16 protein-coding genes are annotated in these 17,605 nt (G+C 67.8%); 13 read left to right on the top strand and 3 right to left on the bottom strand.

Going from position 1 to position 17,605, the window contains the following annotated elements:
• The first annotated feature begins 40 nt into the window (after nt 1-40).
• Nucleotides 41-703, top strand: a complete 663-nt coding sequence (ric, locus tag Q0379_RS03895; RefSeq protein WP_299004468.1) for an iron-sulfur cluster repair di-iron protein — start codon at nt 41-43, stop codon at nt 701-703.
• Here the strand turns inward: ric and fixJ are convergent.
• Together fixJ and Q0379_RS03885 are read right to left on the bottom strand one after the other, a co-directional pair.
• Nucleotides 700-1,302: a response regulator FixJ gene (fixJ, locus tag Q0379_RS03890; RefSeq protein ID WP_299004465.1), complete on the bottom strand. Its 603-nt coding sequence runs from the start codon at nt 1,300-1,302 to the stop codon at nt 700-702. The two genes, ric and fixJ, sit on opposite strands and share 4 nt — an antisense overlap.
• A complete protein-coding gene (locus Q0379_RS03885) occupies nt 1,295-2,785 on the bottom strand; it encodes a PAS domain-containing sensor histidine kinase (protein ID WP_299004461.1) in 1,491 nt (496 codons plus the stop codon). The genes fixJ and Q0379_RS03885 overlap by 8 nt, the downstream gene beginning before the upstream one ends.
• Nucleotides 2,786-2,931: 146 nt before the next feature.
• Between Q0379_RS03885 and Q0379_RS03880 the strand changes: the two genes are divergently transcribed.
• From Q0379_RS03880 to Q0379_RS03855, 6 genes are all read left to right on the top strand, one after another.
• The gene (locus Q0379_RS03880; protein ID WP_299004458.1) at nt 2,932-3,621 is read left to right on the top strand and encodes an alternative oxidase; all 690 of its coding nucleotides are present in this window, start codon (nt 2,932-2,934) and stop codon (nt 3,619-3,621) included.
• 25 nt (nt 3,622-3,646) lie between these two features.
• Nucleotides 3,647-4,060, top strand: a complete 414-nt coding sequence (locus Q0379_RS03875) for a response regulator (protein WP_299004456.1) — start codon at nt 3,647-3,649, stop codon at nt 4,058-4,060.
• 13 nt (nt 4,061-4,073) lie between these two features.
• Nucleotides 4,074-5,246 carry an NnrS family protein gene (locus Q0379_RS03870; protein ID WP_299004454.1) on the top strand — a complete coding sequence of 391 codons (1,173 nt, stop codon included), beginning with the start codon at nt 4,074-4,076 and terminating at the stop codon, nt 5,244-5,246.
• 66 nt (nt 5,247-5,312) lie between these two features.
• A complete protein-coding gene (locus Q0379_RS03865; RefSeq protein ID WP_299004452.1) occupies nt 5,313-5,735 on the top strand; it encodes a DUF2946 family protein in 423 nt (140 codons plus the stop codon).
• Nucleotides 5,736-5,849: 114 nt separating this feature from the next.
• The gene (locus Q0379_RS03860; protein ID WP_299004451.1) at nt 5,850-7,919 is read left to right on the top strand and encodes a TonB-dependent receptor; all 2,070 of its coding nucleotides are present in this window, start codon (nt 5,850-5,852) and stop codon (nt 7,917-7,919) included.
• A gap of 26 nt (nt 7,920-7,945) precedes the next feature.
• A complete protein-coding gene (locus tag Q0379_RS03855) occupies nt 7,946-9,112 on the top strand; it encodes a PepSY domain-containing protein (RefSeq protein WP_299004448.1) in 1,167 nt (388 codons plus the stop codon).
• A gap of 209 nt (nt 9,113-9,321) precedes the next feature.
• Here the strand turns inward: Q0379_RS03855 and Q0379_RS03850 are convergent, their stop codons facing one another.
• The gene (locus Q0379_RS03850; RefSeq protein WP_299004445.1) at nt 9,322-10,524 is read right to left on the bottom strand and encodes a citrate synthase family protein; all 1,203 of its coding nucleotides are present in this window, start codon (nt 10,522-10,524) and stop codon (nt 9,322-9,324) included.
• A 120-nt stretch (nt 10,525-10,644) separates the two neighbouring features.
• Here Q0379_RS03850 and Q0379_RS03845 point away from each other — a divergent pair, with 120 nt between their 5' ends.
• From Q0379_RS03845 to Q0379_RS03820, 6 genes are all read left to right on the top strand, one after another.
• Complete coding sequence (locus tag Q0379_RS03845; protein ID WP_299004442.1) at nt 10,645-12,804, top strand: TonB-dependent receptor; 2,160 nt, start codon at nt 10,645-10,647, stop codon at nt 12,802-12,804.
• Nucleotides 12,805-12,831: 27 nt separating this feature from the next.
• Nucleotides 12,832-14,145: a citrate:proton symporter gene (locus Q0379_RS03840; RefSeq protein ID WP_299004439.1), complete on the top strand. Its 1,314-nt coding sequence runs from the start codon at nt 12,832-12,834 to the stop codon at nt 14,143-14,145.
• Nucleotides 14,146-14,174: 29 nt separating this feature from the next.
• Entirely contained in the window at nt 14,175-15,593 is a 1,419-nt protein-coding gene (locus Q0379_RS03835; RefSeq protein WP_299004437.1) for an acyclic terpene utilization AtuA family protein, read from the top strand.
• Complete coding sequence (locus Q0379_RS03830; protein WP_299004434.1) at nt 15,577-15,885, top strand: DUF4387 domain-containing protein; 309 nt, start codon at nt 15,577-15,579, stop codon at nt 15,883-15,885. Before Q0379_RS03835 ends, Q0379_RS03830 begins: the two co-directional genes overlap by 17 nt.
• Before the next feature lie 157 nt (nt 15,886-16,042).
• The gene (locus Q0379_RS03825; protein WP_299004431.1) at nt 16,043-16,624 is read left to right on the top strand and encodes an RNA polymerase sigma factor; all 582 of its coding nucleotides are present in this window, start codon (nt 16,043-16,045) and stop codon (nt 16,622-16,624) included.
• Nucleotides 16,588-17,535, top strand: coding sequence for a FecR domain-containing protein (locus Q0379_RS03820; RefSeq protein ID WP_299004428.1), 948 nt, complete (start codon nt 16,588-16,590; stop codon nt 17,533-17,535). Before Q0379_RS03825 ends, Q0379_RS03820 begins: the two co-directional genes overlap by 37 nt.
• The last annotated feature ends 70 nt before the right edge of the window (nt 17,536-17,605 follow it).

Here is a 17,605-nt window from a genome sequence, read left to right as displayed (position 1 = left end):
CCCTGGGCCGACCTAGTCAGGCGGCAGAGGAGAGCCTGTCATGGACATCACCACCGCCCGTTCCCTTCGCGACCAGACCGTTCGCGATATCGCCATCGGCCGCCCTGGATCGACCGCGATCTTCCGCCGCCATAAGATCAACTACTGCTGCGGCGGCGACGCATCGCTCGCGGAGGCCGCCGAGGGGCAGGGGGCCGATCTCGACGGCCTGATCGCTCAACTGGACGCCCTGGACCGCTCGGCGGCGACCTTGGCCCCCGTCGAGACCGAGGCGCTGATCGACCACCTGCTGGAGCGATACCACGAGGTCCACCGTCGGCAGTTTCCGGAGGCCATCTTCCTGGCGGCGCGGGTGGAGAGCGTGCACGGCGACCGCCCCGACTGCCCGACGGGGATCGCCCAGCATCTGGCCTTCATGTTCGACGACCTGGAGGCGCATCACCAGAAGGAGGAGATGATCCTGTTTCCGATGATGCGGCGCGGCGAGCTCCGCCTGGGCGCTCCGATCTCCCGCATGGAGGCCGAGCACGAGGACGTCATCGAACAACTGACCGGCCTGGCCCGCCTGACCAACGACTTCACGCCGCCTGAAAACGCCTGCGGAACCTGGCGCGCGCTCTACGCCCTCTGCCAGGAGATCGACGCCGACCTGCGCGACCACATGCACCTGGAGAACAACGTGCTCTTCCGGCGCTTTGGCTAGCCTCTGACCGAAAGGGCCATGCGCACCAGTTCGGACAGGCTGCGGGCCTGCATCTTGGTCATCAGGTTGGCGCGGTAGATCTCGACCGTGCGCGGACTGATGCCCAGGTCGAAGGCGATGATCTTGTTGGCCTTGCCGTCGACCAGGCCCTCGAGAACGTCGCGCTCGCGAGGGGACAGGGCGGCGATGCGCCGGCGCGTCGTGGCCAGGGCCTCATCCTGTTCGCTCTGGGCCTTGCCCTTCTCGAGCGCGGCGCGCAGAGCCTGCAGCAGCAGGTCCTCGTCGAACGGCTTTTCGATGAAGTCGAACACGCCGGCCTTCATCGCCTCGATGGCCAGCGGCACGTCGGCGTGCCCGGTCATGACGATGATCGGCGCGCGATAGTCCAGCTCCTTCAGCTTACGGACCATCTCGATGCCGTTCATCTGCGGCATGCGCACGTCGGAGAGCACGCAGCCGCCGTCCTCGGGCAGGTCCTCCAGGAAGGCGACCGCCGACTCGAAGATGCGATACGGGATCCGGTTCACCTGCAACAGAAAGGCCAGGGAATCGCGCATGGCCGCATCGTCGTCGATGATGTGAACGACAGCCTCACTCAAGGTCGATGTCTCCTTCGACGAGCTTCAGGGTGAACTTGAATGTCGCGCCGCCACCCGGCGTGGGCTCGACCCATAGCCGGCCGCCATGGGCCTCGATGATGGTGCGCGAGATCGACAGGCCAACGCCCATGCCGTCCCGCTTGGTGGTCATGAACGGGGCGAAGAGATTGTCGGCGATCTCGGGTGCGATCCCCGGGCCCGTGTCGGAGACGGTCATCAGCGCCTGGTCGTCCAGCCGGCCGACGCTGATGGTCAATTCCCGGCGCGGACTGGCTTCCATGGCGTCGACGGCGTTGCGGACCAGGTTGACGATGACCTGCTGGACCTGAACGCGGTCGACCAGCACCTGTTCACCGCCCGCGCCCTGGTCGAGGCGGACATCGACGCCCACCTCGCGCACCCCGATCAGGGCCAGGGCCACCGCTTCCTCGACCAGCCTATTGAGATCCTCGACCTGCTTTTCGGTCTCGCCCCGGGCGACGAAGTCGCGGAGCCGGCGAATGATCGAGCCCGCGCGCAAGGCCTGCTCGCCCGCCCGTTCCAGGGCCGCGCCCAGCAGGTCGCGGTCGATCTCCGAGGCTTCCAGCAGCCGTCGCCCGCCCTTCAGATAGTTGGTCAGCGCCGAAAGCGGCTGGTTGATTTCATGGGCCAGGGCCGAGGCCATCTCGCCCATCGACGTCAGGCGCGCGATATGGACCAGCTCGTTCTGCAGTTCCTGCAGCCGCGCCTGGCTGCGCTGCGCTTCCGTCAGGTCGCGGACGAAGCCGGTGAAGAACCGGCCATGCCGGGCGCGAATTTCGCCGACCGACAGCTCCATCGGAAAGGTCGATCCGTCCTTGCGCTCGCCGATCACCACGCGGCCCAGGCCGATGATGCGGCGTTCCCCGGTCTCATAGTAGCGGCTCAGATAGCCGTCGTGCGCCGACCGGTAGGGCTCGGGCATCAGGCGGCTGACGTTCTGGCCGGTGATCTCCGCCGCCGTCCAGCCGAACAGCCGCTCGGCGGTCGAGCTGAACGAGACCACGCGGCCGGCGTCGTCGATCAGCACCATCGCGTCCGGCACGGTGTCGAGGATCGAAGCCAGATGCGCCTCGCGCACCAGGAGGTCCTCGGTCACGGCCTCGGTGCGCTGCCGGGCGATCCGGAAGCGCTCGCCGCCGAAGCTGATCGCGACGCAGACGGCGACGTAAAGGGCCGCGCCGGCCCAGTCGCCGAGGTCCAGGCCATCGCCGCGAGTGCTCAGCGCCAGGAGGCTGACAAGACCCAGCGCGCAGGCGACGAGCCCGCCGTACAGGCCACGAAACGCGGCCGCGGCGACGACAGCCGGGAAAAAGAAGAGATAGAGGCCGCGATCGCCGAGCAACGGCTCAAACAGCAGGCGGGTGGCCGTGCCGATGACCACCAGCCCGACCGCGATGCCAATGGCCATGCCCCACTCCCGCATGGGGTCCGGACGGCCCTTCAGGAACTCGTCGATGGTCATCGCTCCGCGCTAGTTCCCCTGGGCGCCGCCGGCCACTCAGGGATTCTCCTTAGGATCAGACCAGAATGTCTGGGTCAGGCGGGCGGCGGTATCAAGCGCCTCATCGGCGGCCAGGGGGTCGCCACAGGATGAAAAGGCGAAAAGCCATGACCGCTCCGCACATTGATCTCGACGTTCACCACCAGCCCAAGGGCGTTTCGGACGTCGTCGCCTTCGGCTTCGTGAAGGCCCTGCGCTTCTGCGCCGACACCTTCTTCGCCAAGCGCTACGGCCACCGCGCGGTGGTCCTGGAGACCGTCGCCGCCGTGCCGGGCATGGTCGGCGCCACGCTGAACCACCTGAAGTGCCTGCGCCGGATGGAAGGCGACAAGGGCTGGATCAAGACCCTGATGGACGAGGCTGAAAATGAGCGCATGCACCTGATGACCTTCATCGAGGTGGCCAAGCCGACCCTGTTCGAGCGCTTCGTCGTCGTCGCGGCGCAGTGGGTGTTCTACCTGTTCTTCTTCGGTCTTTACCTGATCTCCTCGAAGACCGCCCACCGCGTGGTCGGCTATTTCGAGGAAGAGGCGGTGATCAGCTACACCCACTACCTCGCCGAGATCGACGAAGGCCGCAGCGCCAATGTCGCCGCGCCCCAGATCGCCCTCGACTACTGGAACCTGCCGGCCGGCGCCACGCTGCGCGACGTGGTCGAGGTGGTCCGCGCCGACGAGGCCCACCACCGCGATGTGAACCACGGCTTCGCCAACGAACTGTGCGGCCTGCCCGTCGGCGAGGTCGCGCCTTGCCCGCCGCACGTCGTGCTGGAGCCGAACTGGAAGGCCGCCGCCTAACCCGCGGTCAAGAAGGACCAGGATCGTGTCCCAAGCCCCTCCCGTCCGCGCGCCCCGTGTCCTGGTCCTCGACCAGGACACGGCGGTTCGCCAGGCGCTCTGCTTCTCGCTGGGCCTGGAGGGCTACGGCGTCGAGCCGTTCGGCGACGCCGAGAGCTTCGCCAACCGGCTGCAAGCCGGCGGCGCAGACGCCGTGATCATCGGCCACGCGCCTCCAGCGATCGCCGGACCCGCGCTGGCTAGAGCCGCTCGGCAGGCCAAGGACGGCCTCGCGATCCTGATGACCGCGACCCACCCCACCGCCGATCTGCGCCGCGCCGTCCGGTTGGGAGGAGTGACGCTGATCGAAAAGCCGCTGATGGGCGACGCCCTGCTGCAGGCGCTCGAGGCGGCTCTGCGCGGAGTTGTCGACGCGCAACGACCCAGCCTCGACCGCTGACCAGAGTCTCGCCATGAGCACCGCCCAACAACGCCGCGCCTATGCCGGTCCCGCCCTGTTCAGTTACGGCTTTCGGCCGTTCTTCCTGTCCGGCGTGATCTGGTCGGCCTTGGCCGTGCCGTTGTGGATCTGGTCTCTGTTCGGCGGTCAGACGGTGGCCGGACATCTCGACTGGCACGTCCACGAGATGCTGTTTGGCGTGCTCGGCGCGATCCTGGCGGGCTTTCTGACCACCGCCATTCCCAACTGGACCGGCCGCATGCCGGTGATCGGCGCGAAGCTGGCGGCGCTCTGGTCGCTGTGGCTGGCGGGGCGCCTCGCCATGCTGGTCCAGGTGTTCGTCGGCCCGATCGCGGCCTGGATCGATTCCGCCTTCCTCGTCGTCTTCGCCGCCGTCGTCTGGCGCGAGGTGTTGTCGGGCAGGAACTGGCGCAACCTGCCGATCTGCCTGCTGACCGCCCTGATGGCGGCCGCCAACGTCGCCTTCCACCTGGACGCCGCCCTGGGGCTGCAGGGCCTGGGGACGCGGATCGCGCTCGCCGCGGCCGCCGCCATGCTGGCCCTGATCGGCGGGCGCATCACGCCCAGCTTCACCCAGAACTGGCTGCGCCAGCGCGGCGAGGCCAAGCTGCCGCCGCCCTTCGGAACCTTCGACAAGATCGCCGTGATAAGCGCGGCTGTCGCGGCCCTGAGCTGGGCGATCGCGCCCGGACAAGCGGTGGCCGGCGTGCTGCTGATCGCCGCCGGGGGCGTGAACCTGGCGCGCCTGACCCGCTGGCGCGGAAACAGGACGACGGCAGAGCCGCTGCTGTTGATCCTGCACCTCAGCTATGCGTGGTTGGGCCTTGGTCTGCTGCTGCTGGGCGCCAGCGTCCTGACGCCGCTGGTTCCGCGTCCGGCCGGCGTCCACGCTCTGTCGGCCGGCGCCATCGGCGTCACCTGCCTGGCGGTCATGTGCCGCGCCAGCCGAGGCCACACCGGCCGGCCGCTGAGCGCCGACCGGGCCACCGTGGCGATCTTCATCGCGATCAATCTGGCCGCCCTGCTGCGTGTCACCGCCGCTTTCATCCCCGAGTATCAGGCCGGCCTTCTGATGCTGGCCGCCTTGTGCTGGACCCTGGCCTATGGCGGCTTCGCCGTCGCCTATGGCCCCATGCTCGTCGGACCGCGTCCCCGCCAGGCCTGAGCGCCCGAGCCCTTAAGGACCAAACCCCCTGAAGACACGCCGCCGCATTTGCCCTAAAGCGCCGCCGTGACCTTCTGGAGCCCCATCGCCAAACAGCTGAAGCGTGACGCCCTTCTGGCGCTCGCGATGCTGGCGGTCACGCTCAAGATCATGGTCCCCGCCGGCTTCATGCCGGACGCCCAACCGCGCAACGGCTTGCCCTTCGCCCTGGTGCTCTGCACCGGCGACGGCGCCAAGGTCGTCCAGCCGGGAGAAGCGCTGGGCCATGGGCGGGGCGAGGACCACGGCGGCAAATCCGTCCATGACGCGCCCTGTCCCTTCGCCGTGCAGGCCGCCGGGGCTCCGCCGCCCGGCCTGTTTGTCGCCACCGAGGCCCGTACGGTTCGCTATGTGGTCCTTCCGATCCCAGCGTCCCCGACGATCGCGCCCGGACGCGGTCTCGCCGCGCCGCCTCCGCCCCCCACGGGACCGCCTGTCTTTCTGATCTGACCGACCTCCTCCGAGGCCATCCGCGCGCCTGCGCCATCGACTTGTCCACGGGCAAAGACGAGCGCTCGCGCCTGTCCAGACTAGACGCAGATCAATACGACAAGGCTTGCTTCCATGTCCTTCCGCCTTACGCTCCTGAGCACCGCCGCCCTGCTGTTGGCCGCCCCCGCCCTGGCCGAAACCACGGCCTCCGCGCCACCGCCCGCCGCCCCCTCGGCCGTCGCCGAGGACGCCGCCAACACGCGTGACGGCGTGTCCTTCACCGTCGGCGAAGTGCTGATCACCGCCGCCGGCGCCGCCGGCTCGGCCAAGTCGCTGCTGACCTCGGTCGACCGCCTTGGCGGCGACGTCGCCCAGGCCGCCAATGTCGACTACGCCTGGGAGCTGATCGGCAAGATGCCCGGCGTCCTGGTCACCGACTTCAACCAGGGGACCACCAGCGGCAAATTCTCGTTCCGCGGCTTCAACGGCGAAGGCGAGATCAACGCGGTCAAGCTGCTGATCGACGGCGTGCCGTCCAATGGCAACGACGGCAACATGCCGTATCTCGACATGGTCTTCCCGCTGGACATCGCCGGGGTCGAGGTGGTGCGCGGCGCCAGCGACCCGCGGTACGGCCTGCACGCCATCGCCGGCTCGGCCAACATCCTGACCCGCGTCGGCGGGACCTATCTCGACGCCAAGGTCCTGGCCGGCGCCTACGCCACCTATGACGGCCAGGTCTCTGCCGGCTACGAGCGCGGCGACGTCAGCCAGAACTATCTCGTCGCCTATCGTCAGGCCGACGGCTATCGCGACCACGCCGCGCTCGACCGCCTGAGCCTGGCGGGCAAGTGGTTCTATCAGCCGAACGCCGCGCTACGCGCGGGGCTGATCGCCCGCTACTACAAGGGCAACGCCGACGAGCCCGGCTATCTGACCCAGGCCCAGGCGACCGCCGCGCCGCGCTCCACCAACGCCTACAACCGGACCGACGGCGACAAGCGGACCATGGGGCAGTACAGCCTTCACCTCGACTGGACGCCGACGGCGGCCCTGTCGTGGTCGAACTCGCTGTACCTGAACACCCTGCGCGACGACCGCTATGTGAAGTACTCGGCCGGCGCCAGCCAGCAGCGCCGCTACGCCAACGAGGACCACTGGGGCGCGATGACCGCCTTGCGCTACGAGCCCCAGATCGCTGCATTGTCGCGCCTGGTGTTCGAGGTGGGCGGCGACGTCCAGCGGCAGGACAATATCTCGCTGCGCTACAACACCCTCGAGCGCGTCGTGACGACCCAGACCCGCGACCAGAAGTTCTCGCTGACCGTGGGCGGGATCTATGTGCAAAGCGTGATCGAGCCCACCCCTTGGCTGACCCTGACGCCAGCCTGGCGGATCGACTGGGTCGATGGCCGCTTCCTGAACCGGATGAACGGCAAGAGCTCGCCGGTAAATGACTACGGCGCCATCCAGCAGCCGAAGTTCAGCCTGGCCCTGCGTCCGGCCGAGGGCGTCACGGTCTATGGCAACTGGGGCAAGAGCTTCCAGATCGGCGTCGGTTCGGGCGCTTACCTCATCCCGCCGCGCACGACCGATCTCGATCCCTCGACCAACGAGGGCTGGGAGGCCGGCGTCCGCTACGCGCCGACCGACGCCTTCACCGCCCGCCTGGCCGTCTGGAGGCAGACGGCGACCGGCGAGCTGAAGCGCAAGCTGAACGATCCCGGCGGCGACTTCGACAACCTGGGCGCCACCAAGCGCGAGGGCGTCGATCTGCAGGTCGACGCCAAGCTGGGCTCGCGCCTGGCGATCTGGGGCGCCGCCGCCTGGCAGCGCGCGCGGATCAAGACCCCGGATCCCGCCACGCCCAATCTCGTCGGCAACAGGATCGACCACGTTCCGGAGCGGATGATCTCGGGCGGCGTCGATTTCCGGGTCTTCCAGCGCCTGACGCTGTCGACGGCGATCTCGGGCCAGAGCGCCTACGAGCTGACGATCAGCAACGATCATGGCCGCTTTGGCGACTACCTGTCGGTCGATCTCGACGCGGCCTATCGCGTCAGCCCGCGCTTGGAACTGCGGTTCCAGATCAAGAACCTGACCGACGCCGCGCGCGAGTATGTCTGGTGGGACGGCGCCCAGACCCTGCATAGCCCGGGCGAGGGGCGTGCGGCCTATGTCTCGGCGCGCGTCCGTTACTGAGCATGGCGGCGCGTGCGACAATCTCGGTGCGCGCGCTCGCGCGGCGGATCCACCTTTGGCTGGGTCTGTCGCTCGGCGGACTGTTCGCCCTGATCGGCGTCACCGGTTCGATCCTGGTGTTCTATGTCGACCTCGACGACGCCCTTCGCCCGGAGATCAAGCTGTCGGGCAGCGCCGCGCCCCCCTGCTGGGAGCACGTTCTGGCGACGGCGCGGGCGACCTATCCCGACAAGACCGGACCCTGGCGCTTCGAGGTTACGGACCGGGGCGGGGACATTCCCGCGCGCTACTACGCGCCGCGCGAACGCGCCGGGCGGGACTTCGCGCCGATGATGGTGTGGTTCTCGGCGGATGGCGCGCGGGTGCTGCGTAGGGACTACTGGGGCGACTACGCCGTCACCTGGATCTACGACCTGCACCACCGGCTGCTTCTGCAGTCGACCGGAGCCAAGATCCTCGGCTGGTCCGGGATCGTGATGCTGCTGTTGCTGGTCAGCGGTCTCGTGGCCTGGTGGCCGCGCTCCGGCGCCCTGGGCAAGGCGCTTCGCGTCAAGCGCAACGCGTCTCCGATCCGGAAGCTATACGACGCGCACAAGGTCGTCGGCCTGGCCTCGGTGGGCCTGTTGCTTCTGCTGACGGCGACGGGGATCTTGCTGGCGATGCCCAAGGAATCCGCCGCGGTCCTGACGCCCGCTCTTGGCGCCGCCTCGGCCTCGCCCGCGATCAGCGCTTCCAGGCCCTTCAGACCGCAAGTCCGGATCAGCGTTGATCGCGCCGCCGCGGTTGCGCGGCAAGCCTTGCCGGACGCGAGGCTTGTCTGGATCGAGACCCCCGCCGTCGATCACGGCGCCTATCGGTTGCGGATGCGGGCGGACGGCGATCCCAGCGCCCGCTTCCCCCACAGCTTCGTCTGGGTGGCCGCCGACAGCGGTCGCGTGCTCGCGATCACCAACGCGCGCGAGGCCAATCCGCATGACCAACTGCTGAACTGGCTCCATCCGCTGCATGACGGCTCCGCGGGCGGCCTGCCAGGGCGCTTGCTGGTCCTGCTGGCCGGCCTCGCGCCGGGCCACCTGCTCATCGTGGGCGTTCTGCGTTGGCGACTCCGCAGGGGCAAGGTCGCCGGAGAGGCGCCCGTACAACCACGACTTCGCGAGCTCGGAAATGGACGCCGTCGCGGCGCTTCTCTCTAAGGGCGACGCCGCTGTACGGTTTAGGGGAGGCGCAACCAGAATCGCACGAGCGTGCGCGGATTTATAGGCCGCTGGGTCGTCACGCCGCCACCGGCCCATCGGGGTGTCGACGCCGATCACCCGACGGGGGCGTTCGTATGGAGCGCTGGCGGGCTGCAATTGGCAAATCGCTTTGGCGCCCAGAGGCCGCGCTTGACGCAGAACTGGCGTCAATCCGAACTTGAAGGGCTTACCGCTTCGGGGATCAACGGCAGAGGTCCGCAGTAGCTCGCTCGCGGGCGGAAGAGTTCGTTGTCCTGGTACTGCTCCAAGGCATGAGCGATCCAGCCGACCATGCGACCGACCGTCGAGACCGCCAGTTCCTCTCCCTTCAGCCCTAGAGCCTTGCCGAGCAGCACGGTGGGCACGATGAAATCCGGCGCGGCGCCAGTCAGGTCCTCGATAATGTCGGCCGCCGTCCGGAAGCGCTTCATCATGGGCGCGGGCGCATGTTGCTCCAGCGACCCGATCAGCGCTTGCGCCCGCGGATCCTTGTCGGCGTAGAGATAGCGGCCGAAGCCCGGAAGCGGCTCGCCGACGCGGAAGCGCGATAGGACAGCCTCCTTGGGATCGCCAGTCAGGAACTCCTCGACGAAGCGTGAGACGGTCTCGGCGCGGGCCATGTGCAGCCGGCGCCCGCGTCCGGCCACGAGGCCCGCCATGGCCGCGCCATAGGGCGTGACGCCGGTATTGGCCGCGGCGCGCACCGCGTAGGTGGTCGGGTCCAGCTCGTGATCGGCGGCCAGCACCAGGCATCGGCGTATCATGTCGGCATAGCTCGCGGGCAGACCGAGATTGCGCGCCAGCACCACGTGGATGGGGCCGCGATCGTCGGGAGAGCCGCCGCTGACCAGGGCGGCGAAGCAGCGAACGGCCTCGGCGCCCGTGCGCGCGTAGCCTTGCGGGGTCAGGTCGTGGGCGCGGGGATTGGCATGCTCCAGCAGGCTGAACAGGGCGATGGCGCGCGGTATGCGCGGCAGGTCGCCCAGCGCGGAGAGAACCTCGCCATAGTTGGACGGCAGTAGGGGCGCCGCCTCCGCGAAAGCGGTCGGCGCGTTCCAGAGCAGGCCGGCGACGTCCTCGATGGTGGCGGTTTCCGCCAGTTCTATGGCCGAGACGCCGCGATAGAACGGACCCTTCGGCGTCATCAGCGTTACGGCGGTCGACCCGATCAGACCGGCAGACGGATCGGCGGGACGACCCCGCTTGCGGGCCTGCTCGATGTCCGCGCGCCAATAGCGGCGGCTTTTCGAGCCAGGCTGCTTTTCCGAGCGGATGCCCTTTCGGCTGACGTAGGCGTAGAGCGTCGTAAGGGTGACGCCTAGAGCCTGGGCCGCCTCCTCGGCGGACATGAAGAGCGCGTCGTCTTTCATATGGACAAATTTCGTACAGATTGACGAGGCATTCGCCATAGATCTCAATGCTTCCAAGCGCATCAATAAAGAAACGCATTGATGAATTTTGTCAATGTAAAGCGCGCGGAGGGAATGACCATGAGTGCTCGCTTTGGCTTGCTGGGATCGGCCTGTGTCCTGGCGCTTGGCTCGGGATCGGCCGTGATGGCTCAGACAACGCCCGACCCGATTCAGATCGAGGAGGTGGTGGTGACCGCCCAAAAGCGATCGGAGAACCTGCAGGACGTGCCGCTGACGCTCTCGGTATTCGGCGACAAGCAGATTGAGCAGGGCCGTATCGTCCAGGTGCAAGATGTCGCCAACCGCACCCCGGGCCTGTCGTTCGACAACTTCCCGAGCAGCCAGCCACGTCCAACCCTGCGCGGCATCGGTTCATCCGATCGCGGCGCGGCGGGCGACCCCTCGGTGTCGGTGTTCGTCGACGAGGTCTATTACGGCCGCCCGTCGGCGGTGGCGTTCGACGCGTTCGATGTCGAGCGGATCGAGGTGCTGAAAGGCCCGCAAGGCACCTTGCTGGGCAAGAACGTCGTTGGCGGCGCCGTGAGCGTCTTCAACAAGCGTCCGACCCTGGACGCCTTCCACGCCGGCGCCGCCGTGACGGTGGGCGACTATTCTCGCTTCGAGGCGGCCGGCTTCGTCAATGCGCCGATTTCGGACAAGGCCGCCGTGCGGCTCAGTCTCAGTTCGCGCCAGCACGAGGGCTACACCAAGAACGCCTTCGCCGGCGGCCGGGCCGAGGATCAGGACACCAAGAGCGGTCGCCTGCAGCTTCTCCTTCAGCCTACGGACAGCTTCACGGCAATCTTCGCCATCGACGGGACGCGCGACCGCATGAACAGCGACGCCCGGCACGTCGTGCAACTGGATCCCAGCGTCCCCGCCAGCGCGCTCTGGAAGATCAACGGCCAGCGCGACCGGTATTCCGCCGAGAACAACGGCCGCAACGATCGCGATACCTGGGGCGTCCGGGCGAACCTGTCGTGGGACCTGCCGTTGGCCAGCCTGACCTACATCGGTTCGTACCGTGACCTCGTCTACCACTACGCCGAGGATTTCGACGGCGGCAATCCGACGATTTACGCCCTGAATTTCAAGGGCGGCCAAGACGAGAAGAGCCATTTCCAGAGCCATGAGCTCCGGCTCTCGGCCCTCCCGTCGTCCAAGCTGCGCTGGGTGGTCGGCGGCTACGCCTACAGCGGCGACACCGACCGGGTGGACACGCTGTTCGGCGACATCAAATCCCGCCCGACCCCGCCGGCGACCTACGCCGCGCGCGACCGCTTCATCCAGGCCGCCAACGTCAAGAGCTACGCGGTGTTCGGCGACGCCACCTGGCCGCTGACCGACCGGATCAATGTCTTCGGCGGCCTGCGCTATTCCAAGGACGACAAGGATTATGCGCTCAGCAACCAGGACTCCACGGCCCTGCTGCGCGCCTCGACCCGCTATACGGTCAACGCCAGTCACGACTGGAGCAAACTGACCTGGCGGATCGGCGGCGATGTCTCACCGAGCGACGACGTCATGCTGTACGGGGTGATTTCGACGGGCTTCAAGAGCGGCGGTTTCCAGGACACGCCCGCGACTCCGACCTCGGCGGTGACGCCGTTCAATCCCGAGACCGCGACGCTATACGAGCTGGGCGCCAAGACCCAATGGCTGGACCGGCGTCTGACCTGGAACACCTCCATCTACCAGACCGACTACCAGGATCTGCAGGTGCGTAGCACGCGCGGCTTCGACACCATCACCACCAACGCCGGCAAGGCGCGGATTCGCGGACTGGAGACGTCGTTGGACGCGCGCCTCGGCGACCATGTGCGAATGGCGGCCAGCTACGCCTATACCGATGGCAAGTTCCTCAGCCTGTTCGATCGGGGCGCGGACCGCTCGGGCAACCGCATGACCCGAAGCCCGCGCCACAAGCTGACCCTGTCCCCCAGCTACACTCAGCCGCTGGCCTCGGGCGCGCGGATCGAGGCGGCGATCGACGGAACGTTCGAGAGCAAGATCTACGACGACCTCGACAACAACGAGATCACCACCCGCAAGGCCCGCACCCTGATCGATGCGCGCCTCGTCTATGACAGCCCGGACGGTCGCTGGAACCTATCGGTGTGGGGCAAGAACCTGACCGATCAGCTCTACAAGACCCACCAGGTCGTCTTCCAAGGCGCGAACCTGGCCATCTTCGCCCCGCCGCGCACGGTCGGCGCCACGCTGCGCTGGAACTACTGAGGTGGCGAGCGGCGAGGGGAGGGCGTGATGACGCTGGCGGTGTTGGGCTTCCTGATGGTGATCAGCTTCATGACGCTGATCATGACCCATCGTCTGTCGGCGATTACGGCCCTGATCATCGTGCCGATCGTCTTCGGCCTGTTGGCCGGCGCCGGTCCGCAGTTGGGCGGCATGATGGTCAAGGGCGTCACCCAGCTGGCGCCCACGGCCCTGATGCTGGCGTTCGCGGTCCTCTATTTCGGGATCATGATCGATGCGGGCCTGTTCGATCCCCTGGTCCGCTGGGTGCTGGCGATGGTCGGCGACGATCCCGCGCGAGTGACGGTGGGCACGGCGCTGCTGGCCATGGTCGTGTCGCTGGACGGCGACGGCGCCACCACGGCCCTGGTGACGATCTCGGCCCTCTTGCCGGTGTATCGACGGTTGCGGCTGAACCCGCTGATCCTGGCCCTGCTGCTGGGGCTCAGCAACACCATCGTCAACCTGGTGCCCTGGGGCGGACCGACCGCCCGAGCCGCCAGCGCCCTGCGCCTGGAGCCGAGCGCGGTGTTCCTGCCGATGATCCCGGCCATCCTCGCCGGACTGGCCGGGACCTTGGCCCTGGCCTGGTGGCTGGGCCTCGGCGAGCGCAAGCGTCTGGGGCGCCTTTCCCTCGATCCGCTTGAACCCGCGACCGCCGACGCGCCGCTGATCGAGACCGGCGAGGCGGAGGCCAAGCGGCCCAAACTGATCTGGTTCAATCTCGCTTTGACGCTGGCTCTGGTCGGCGGCCTGGTCACCGGCGCGGCGCCGCTGCCGGCTCTGATGATGGGCGCCTTCGCCATCGCCCTGATCGTCAATTACCCCGACATCGGCGTCCAGCGGACGCGGGTCGCCGCCCACGCCAAGAATGTCCTCGGCGTCGTGCTGCTGATCTTCGCCGCCGGAGCCTTCACCGGCATCCTGTCGGGTACGGGCATGGTCAAGGCGATGGCCGACGCGACCCTGACGGCGATCCCGCCGCAGCTGGGTCCGTATCTGGCGCCGATCACCGCGCTGCTCAGCATGCCGATGACTTTCTTCATGTCGAACGACGCCTTCTATTTCGGCGTCCTGCCGGTGATCGCCGAGACCGCCGCCAAGTTCGGCGTGCCGGCCGAGGCCATCGCCCGCGCCTCGATCATTGGCCAGCCGGTCCACGGCCTCAGCCCCCTGATCGCCGCCATCTACCTCGTCACCGGCCTCCTGAAGGTCGAGGTCGGCGCGGCCCAGCGGTTCTCGTTGAAGTGGGCCATCGCCGCGTCCCTGTTGCTGCTGATCGCCGCTCTGGCCACCGGCGCCTTCCCCCTGCGTGCGGCCTGATGACCGCCTCCAATCCGAAAGAGTTCGCGATGAACGACGGCAAACTCCCCGATGGCGGGGTCAAGGTGCTGGTGCCTTGCGGGGCGCTGGGGGCGGGAGTGCGGCCGGACGAGGTCGAGGCGGGCCTCGCGGCCGGCGCCCACGCCATCGCGCTCGACGCCGGCTCGACCGACAGCGGCCCGGCCTATCTCGGAACCGGCAAGTCCAAGTATAGCCGCGCGGCGGTCAAGCGTGACCTATCGATCCTGATGGAGGCCCGCGACCGCGCCGGCGTTCCGCTGCTGATCGGCTCGTGCGGCACGTCCGGCTGCGACGAGGCCGTCGACTGGACGCTGGAGATCGTCCAGGAGGTCGCCGATGAGCTGGGCCTGCGTCCCCGCATCGCGGTGCTCTACTCTGAACAGGACAAGGCGACGCTGAAGGCCAAGAACGCCGCCGGCCAGGTGCGGGCGCTGGCGCCGCTGGGGCCTCTGGATGAGGCGACAGTGGACACCTGCTCGCACATCGTCGCCTTGCTGGGGCCCGAGCCTTACATTTCGGCCTTGCAGGGCGGCGCGGAGATCGTGCTGGGAGGACGCACCACCGACACCGCCGTGCTGGCCGCCGTGCCGCTGATGCTGGGCGCGGCGGCGGGACCGGCCTGGCATGGCGCCAAGGTCGCCGAATGCGGCGGACAGTGCACGGTCAATCCGATGAATCCTGGCATTCTATTCTCGGTCGACGCCGAGGGTTTCGACATCGCGCCGCTGTCGCCCGACAACCGCTGCGAGCCGCGCACCGTCGCGGCCCACATGCTCTACGAAAACAGCGATCCGTTCCATCTGGTCGAGCCAGGCGGCGTGCTGGACGTGACCCGGTCTGAATACCGGGCCCTGGATGCAAGGACGGTGAGGGTCACCGGCTCGCGCTGGGAACGCAAGCCCTACACGATGAAACTGGAAGGCGCGGCGGGAGGACCCTTCCAGACGATCATGATCGTCGGCATCGAGGACCGAGCGGTGATGGCGGACCTCGACGGCTTCATGGCGCGCATGGACGAGGCGCTGCGCGAGCGCGTGCGACGGACCATGGGGGAGACGGCCGGAGACTACGACATCTCGTTGCGCGCCTATGGCTGGAACGCCGTCTCCGGCCAAGCCCGCCCGCCGGGTGCGCCGGCGCCCCTAGAGGTCGGCCTGCTGTTCGTGGCCACCGCGACCACCCAGGCCCTGGCCACCCAGATCGCCAAGGTCTGCAACCCGTACTTCTTCCATTTCCCCGTGCGCCGGGACATCGAGCTGCCCAGCTACGCCTTCCCGTTCTCGCCCGCCGAAATCGAGCGCGGCCAGGTGTTCGAGTTCAAGCTCAATCACGTCGTGCAGACGGCCGATCCCTTCGAGCTGGTCCGTATCCGCTGGGTCGGCGCCGGCGTCCAGGACAAGGAGGTCCGCGATGGTCAAGCTGCATGAAGTCTGCCACCAGGTGCGTTCGAAGAACGCCGGCCCGTTCTGGGTGACCGTGGATCTGTTCTTTGACGGGCCGGAGACCTACGCGCGCTACAAGGATTCCTCCGGACTTTCGACCGAAGCCGTGGCGAAGGTCTTCGATGTCGATCCCGCGCTCGTGAAACGGTTCGCGGTCGACAGCTTGAGCGTCGTGAAGATCTCCTATCCGCGCAAGACCCCGCAAGGCGGAGCCGTGGAGCGCGATATGCACAGCGGTCAGCAATATGTCAGGCTTCTGGACACGCCGCTGAGCTAAGCCAGTAGATCGGCGGCCAAGGCGTCATCGCAGAAGATACCTTGCAGGCCAGCGAGCGGCCTGACCGAATGACTGAGCGCCGTCGCCAAACTGACATCCTCGATCGCTAGTGCAGCGTTCGAGAGCCGGCTGTCTTCGCCGGCGCGGGACTCGCGTGATGGCTTGGCTACGCGACATCGACAAATGGTTCGCCGAAGCGGTTCTGCCGTTCGCGGCGAACTATCGCGCCTATGCCCGCAAGCTGACGCGCGACGCCGCCGAGGCTGAGGACCTCGTGCAGGAGGCCTACGCCAAGGTGCTGGGCGTCCCAGACTGGCGCCGACTGGAGCGCCCGGAGCGCTTCGTCCTCACCGTCATTCGGAACCTGGCCTTCGAACGGGTGCGGCGGGCCAAGGTCGTCGGCATTCGCCAGATCGGGGTGCTGGAGATGGAAGCTCTGCCGGATCCCGCGCCGGACGCCTACGCCGTCGCCAGCGCTCGGGAAGAGTTGCTGCGCGTGATCGAGGCGGTCGACAGGTTGCCGGAACAATGCCGCCGGGTGGTCACGCTACGGAAAATGGAAGGGCTTTCGCCGAGTCAGATAGCGGTTCGGTTGAACTTGTCCATCTCTACGGTTGAGAAGCACCTGGCCAAGGGGTTGGCGCTGCTCACCAAGGCGTTGGCGGCGGACGAGCGTCGAAGGACCGGAGTTAAGGCGAGTACATGGCGCAAGCGGGCGATCAAGACAGAGACGCGCTGATCGCCCAGGCTTCGGAGTGGCTGGCGCGCCTGGACGCCGGCCGTGCGGATTCCGCGGAATTCGAAGCCTGGCGTGACGCCGACCCCCGCCGCGCCGCCGCCTTCGCCGAGGTCGCGGCCGCCTGGAGCCGGCTGGACGCCCTGCGCGACGCGCCGCCGCGCGTGCGTCCCGCGATGACCCGGCGCGCCTGGCTAGGCGGCGGCATGGCCCTGGCGGCCGGAATCTCGGGCGCCGCCTATCTTGGTCGGGACCAATGGCTGCGCGACCGCACCGTCACCGACGTGGGCGAGCGCCGCAGCCTGTCGCTACCCGACGGCAGTTCGGTCGAGCTGAACACCGACACCGAGGTGCTCTGGCGCTTCGGCCGCGACCGCCGGCGGCTGTGGCTGAGGCGAGGGGAAATCGCTCTGACGATCGCTCATGACGCCATTCGGCCGTTCGAGCTCTTCACGCCGTCGGGCTCGGCCAATCTCACGCCGGGCCAGTTCAACGCGCGCCTGCGACCCTCGGGACTGGACCTGATCGTCCTCGCCGGCCGCGCGGCGATCCGCACCGCCGCCGGGGAGATAGAAGCGTCAGTCGTCAACGCCGCCGATCCTCGGCAGGCGCTGGCGGTCACCGCTGCGGGCGTCGCCGTCGCGGCGGCGCCCGAGGTCGAGGTCCAGAACATCCAGGCATGGCGTCGTGGTGAAATCGTTTTCGAAGGCCAGCGCCTGGAAGATGCGGTCGAGGAATACAATCGCTATCTCGTCCGCAAGATGGTTATAGAAGACCCTAAGGTCGGCGCCATGCGTCTGGGCGGCCGTTTCATGACCGGAAACCCCGAAAGCTTCCTGGAGGCCTTGCGCACGACGTTCGGTCTACGGATCGTTGACGACGGATCGTCACGAATTCTTCTCAAATCTCGATAGAGGTTTTCCGCGCCCCTTCCATCTTGCTGAGCGAGACGCCGGTTTTCGGCGACCTAGATGGGGCGAACTA

The sequence above is a fragment of the uncultured Caulobacter sp. genome (assembly GCF_937900395.1).
Lineage (GTDB): Bacteria > Pseudomonadota > Alphaproteobacteria > Caulobacterales > Caulobacteraceae > Caulobacter.
The sequence above is the reverse complement of the archived record's forward strand: the minus strand, read 5'-3'. Positions and strand labels throughout refer to the sequence as shown.

Bases quoted from the DNA above. Each gene is read 5' to 3' on its own strand.
- ric (WP_299004468.1), top strand. From the start codon at position 41: ATGGACATCACCACCGCCCGTTCCCTTCGCGACCAGACCGTTCGCGAT.
- Q0379_RS03820 (WP_299004428.1), top strand. From the start codon at position 16,588: ATGGCGCAAGCGGGCGATCAAGACAGAGACGCGCTGATCGCCCAGGCT.
- Q0379_RS03860 (WP_299004451.1), top strand. From the start codon at position 5,850: ATGTCCTTCCGCCTTACGCTCCTGAGCACCGCCGCCCTGCTGTTGGCC.
- Q0379_RS03835 (WP_299004437.1), top strand. From the start codon at position 14,175: ATGAACGACGGCAAACTCCCCGATGGCGGGGTCAAGGTGCTGGTGCCT.
- Q0379_RS03845 (WP_299004442.1), top strand. From the start codon at position 10,645: ATGAGTGCTCGCTTTGGCTTGCTGGGATCGGCCTGTGTCCTGGCGCTT.
- Q0379_RS03840 (WP_299004439.1), top strand. From the start codon at position 12,832: ATGACGCTGGCGGTGTTGGGCTTCCTGATGGTGATCAGCTTCATGACG.
- Q0379_RS03870 (WP_299004454.1), top strand. From the start codon at position 4,074: ATGAGCACCGCCCAACAACGCCGCGCCTATGCCGGTCCCGCCCTGTTC.
- Q0379_RS03885 (WP_299004461.1), bottom strand. From the start codon at position 2,785: ATGACCATCGACGAGTTCCTGAAGGGCCGTCCGGACCCCATGCGGGAG.
- Q0379_RS03830 (WP_299004434.1), top strand. From the start codon at position 15,577: ATGGTCAAGCTGCATGAAGTCTGCCACCAGGTGCGTTCGAAGAACGCC.
- Q0379_RS03850 (WP_299004445.1), bottom strand. From the start codon at position 10,524: ATGAAAGACGACGCGCTCTTCATGTCCGCCGAGGAGGCGGCCCAGGCT.
- Q0379_RS03880 (WP_299004458.1), top strand. From the start codon at position 2,932: ATGACCGCTCCGCACATTGATCTCGACGTTCACCACCAGCCCAAGGGC.
- Q0379_RS03825 (WP_299004431.1), top strand. From the start codon at position 16,043: ATGGCTTGGCTACGCGACATCGACAAATGGTTCGCCGAAGCGGTTCTG.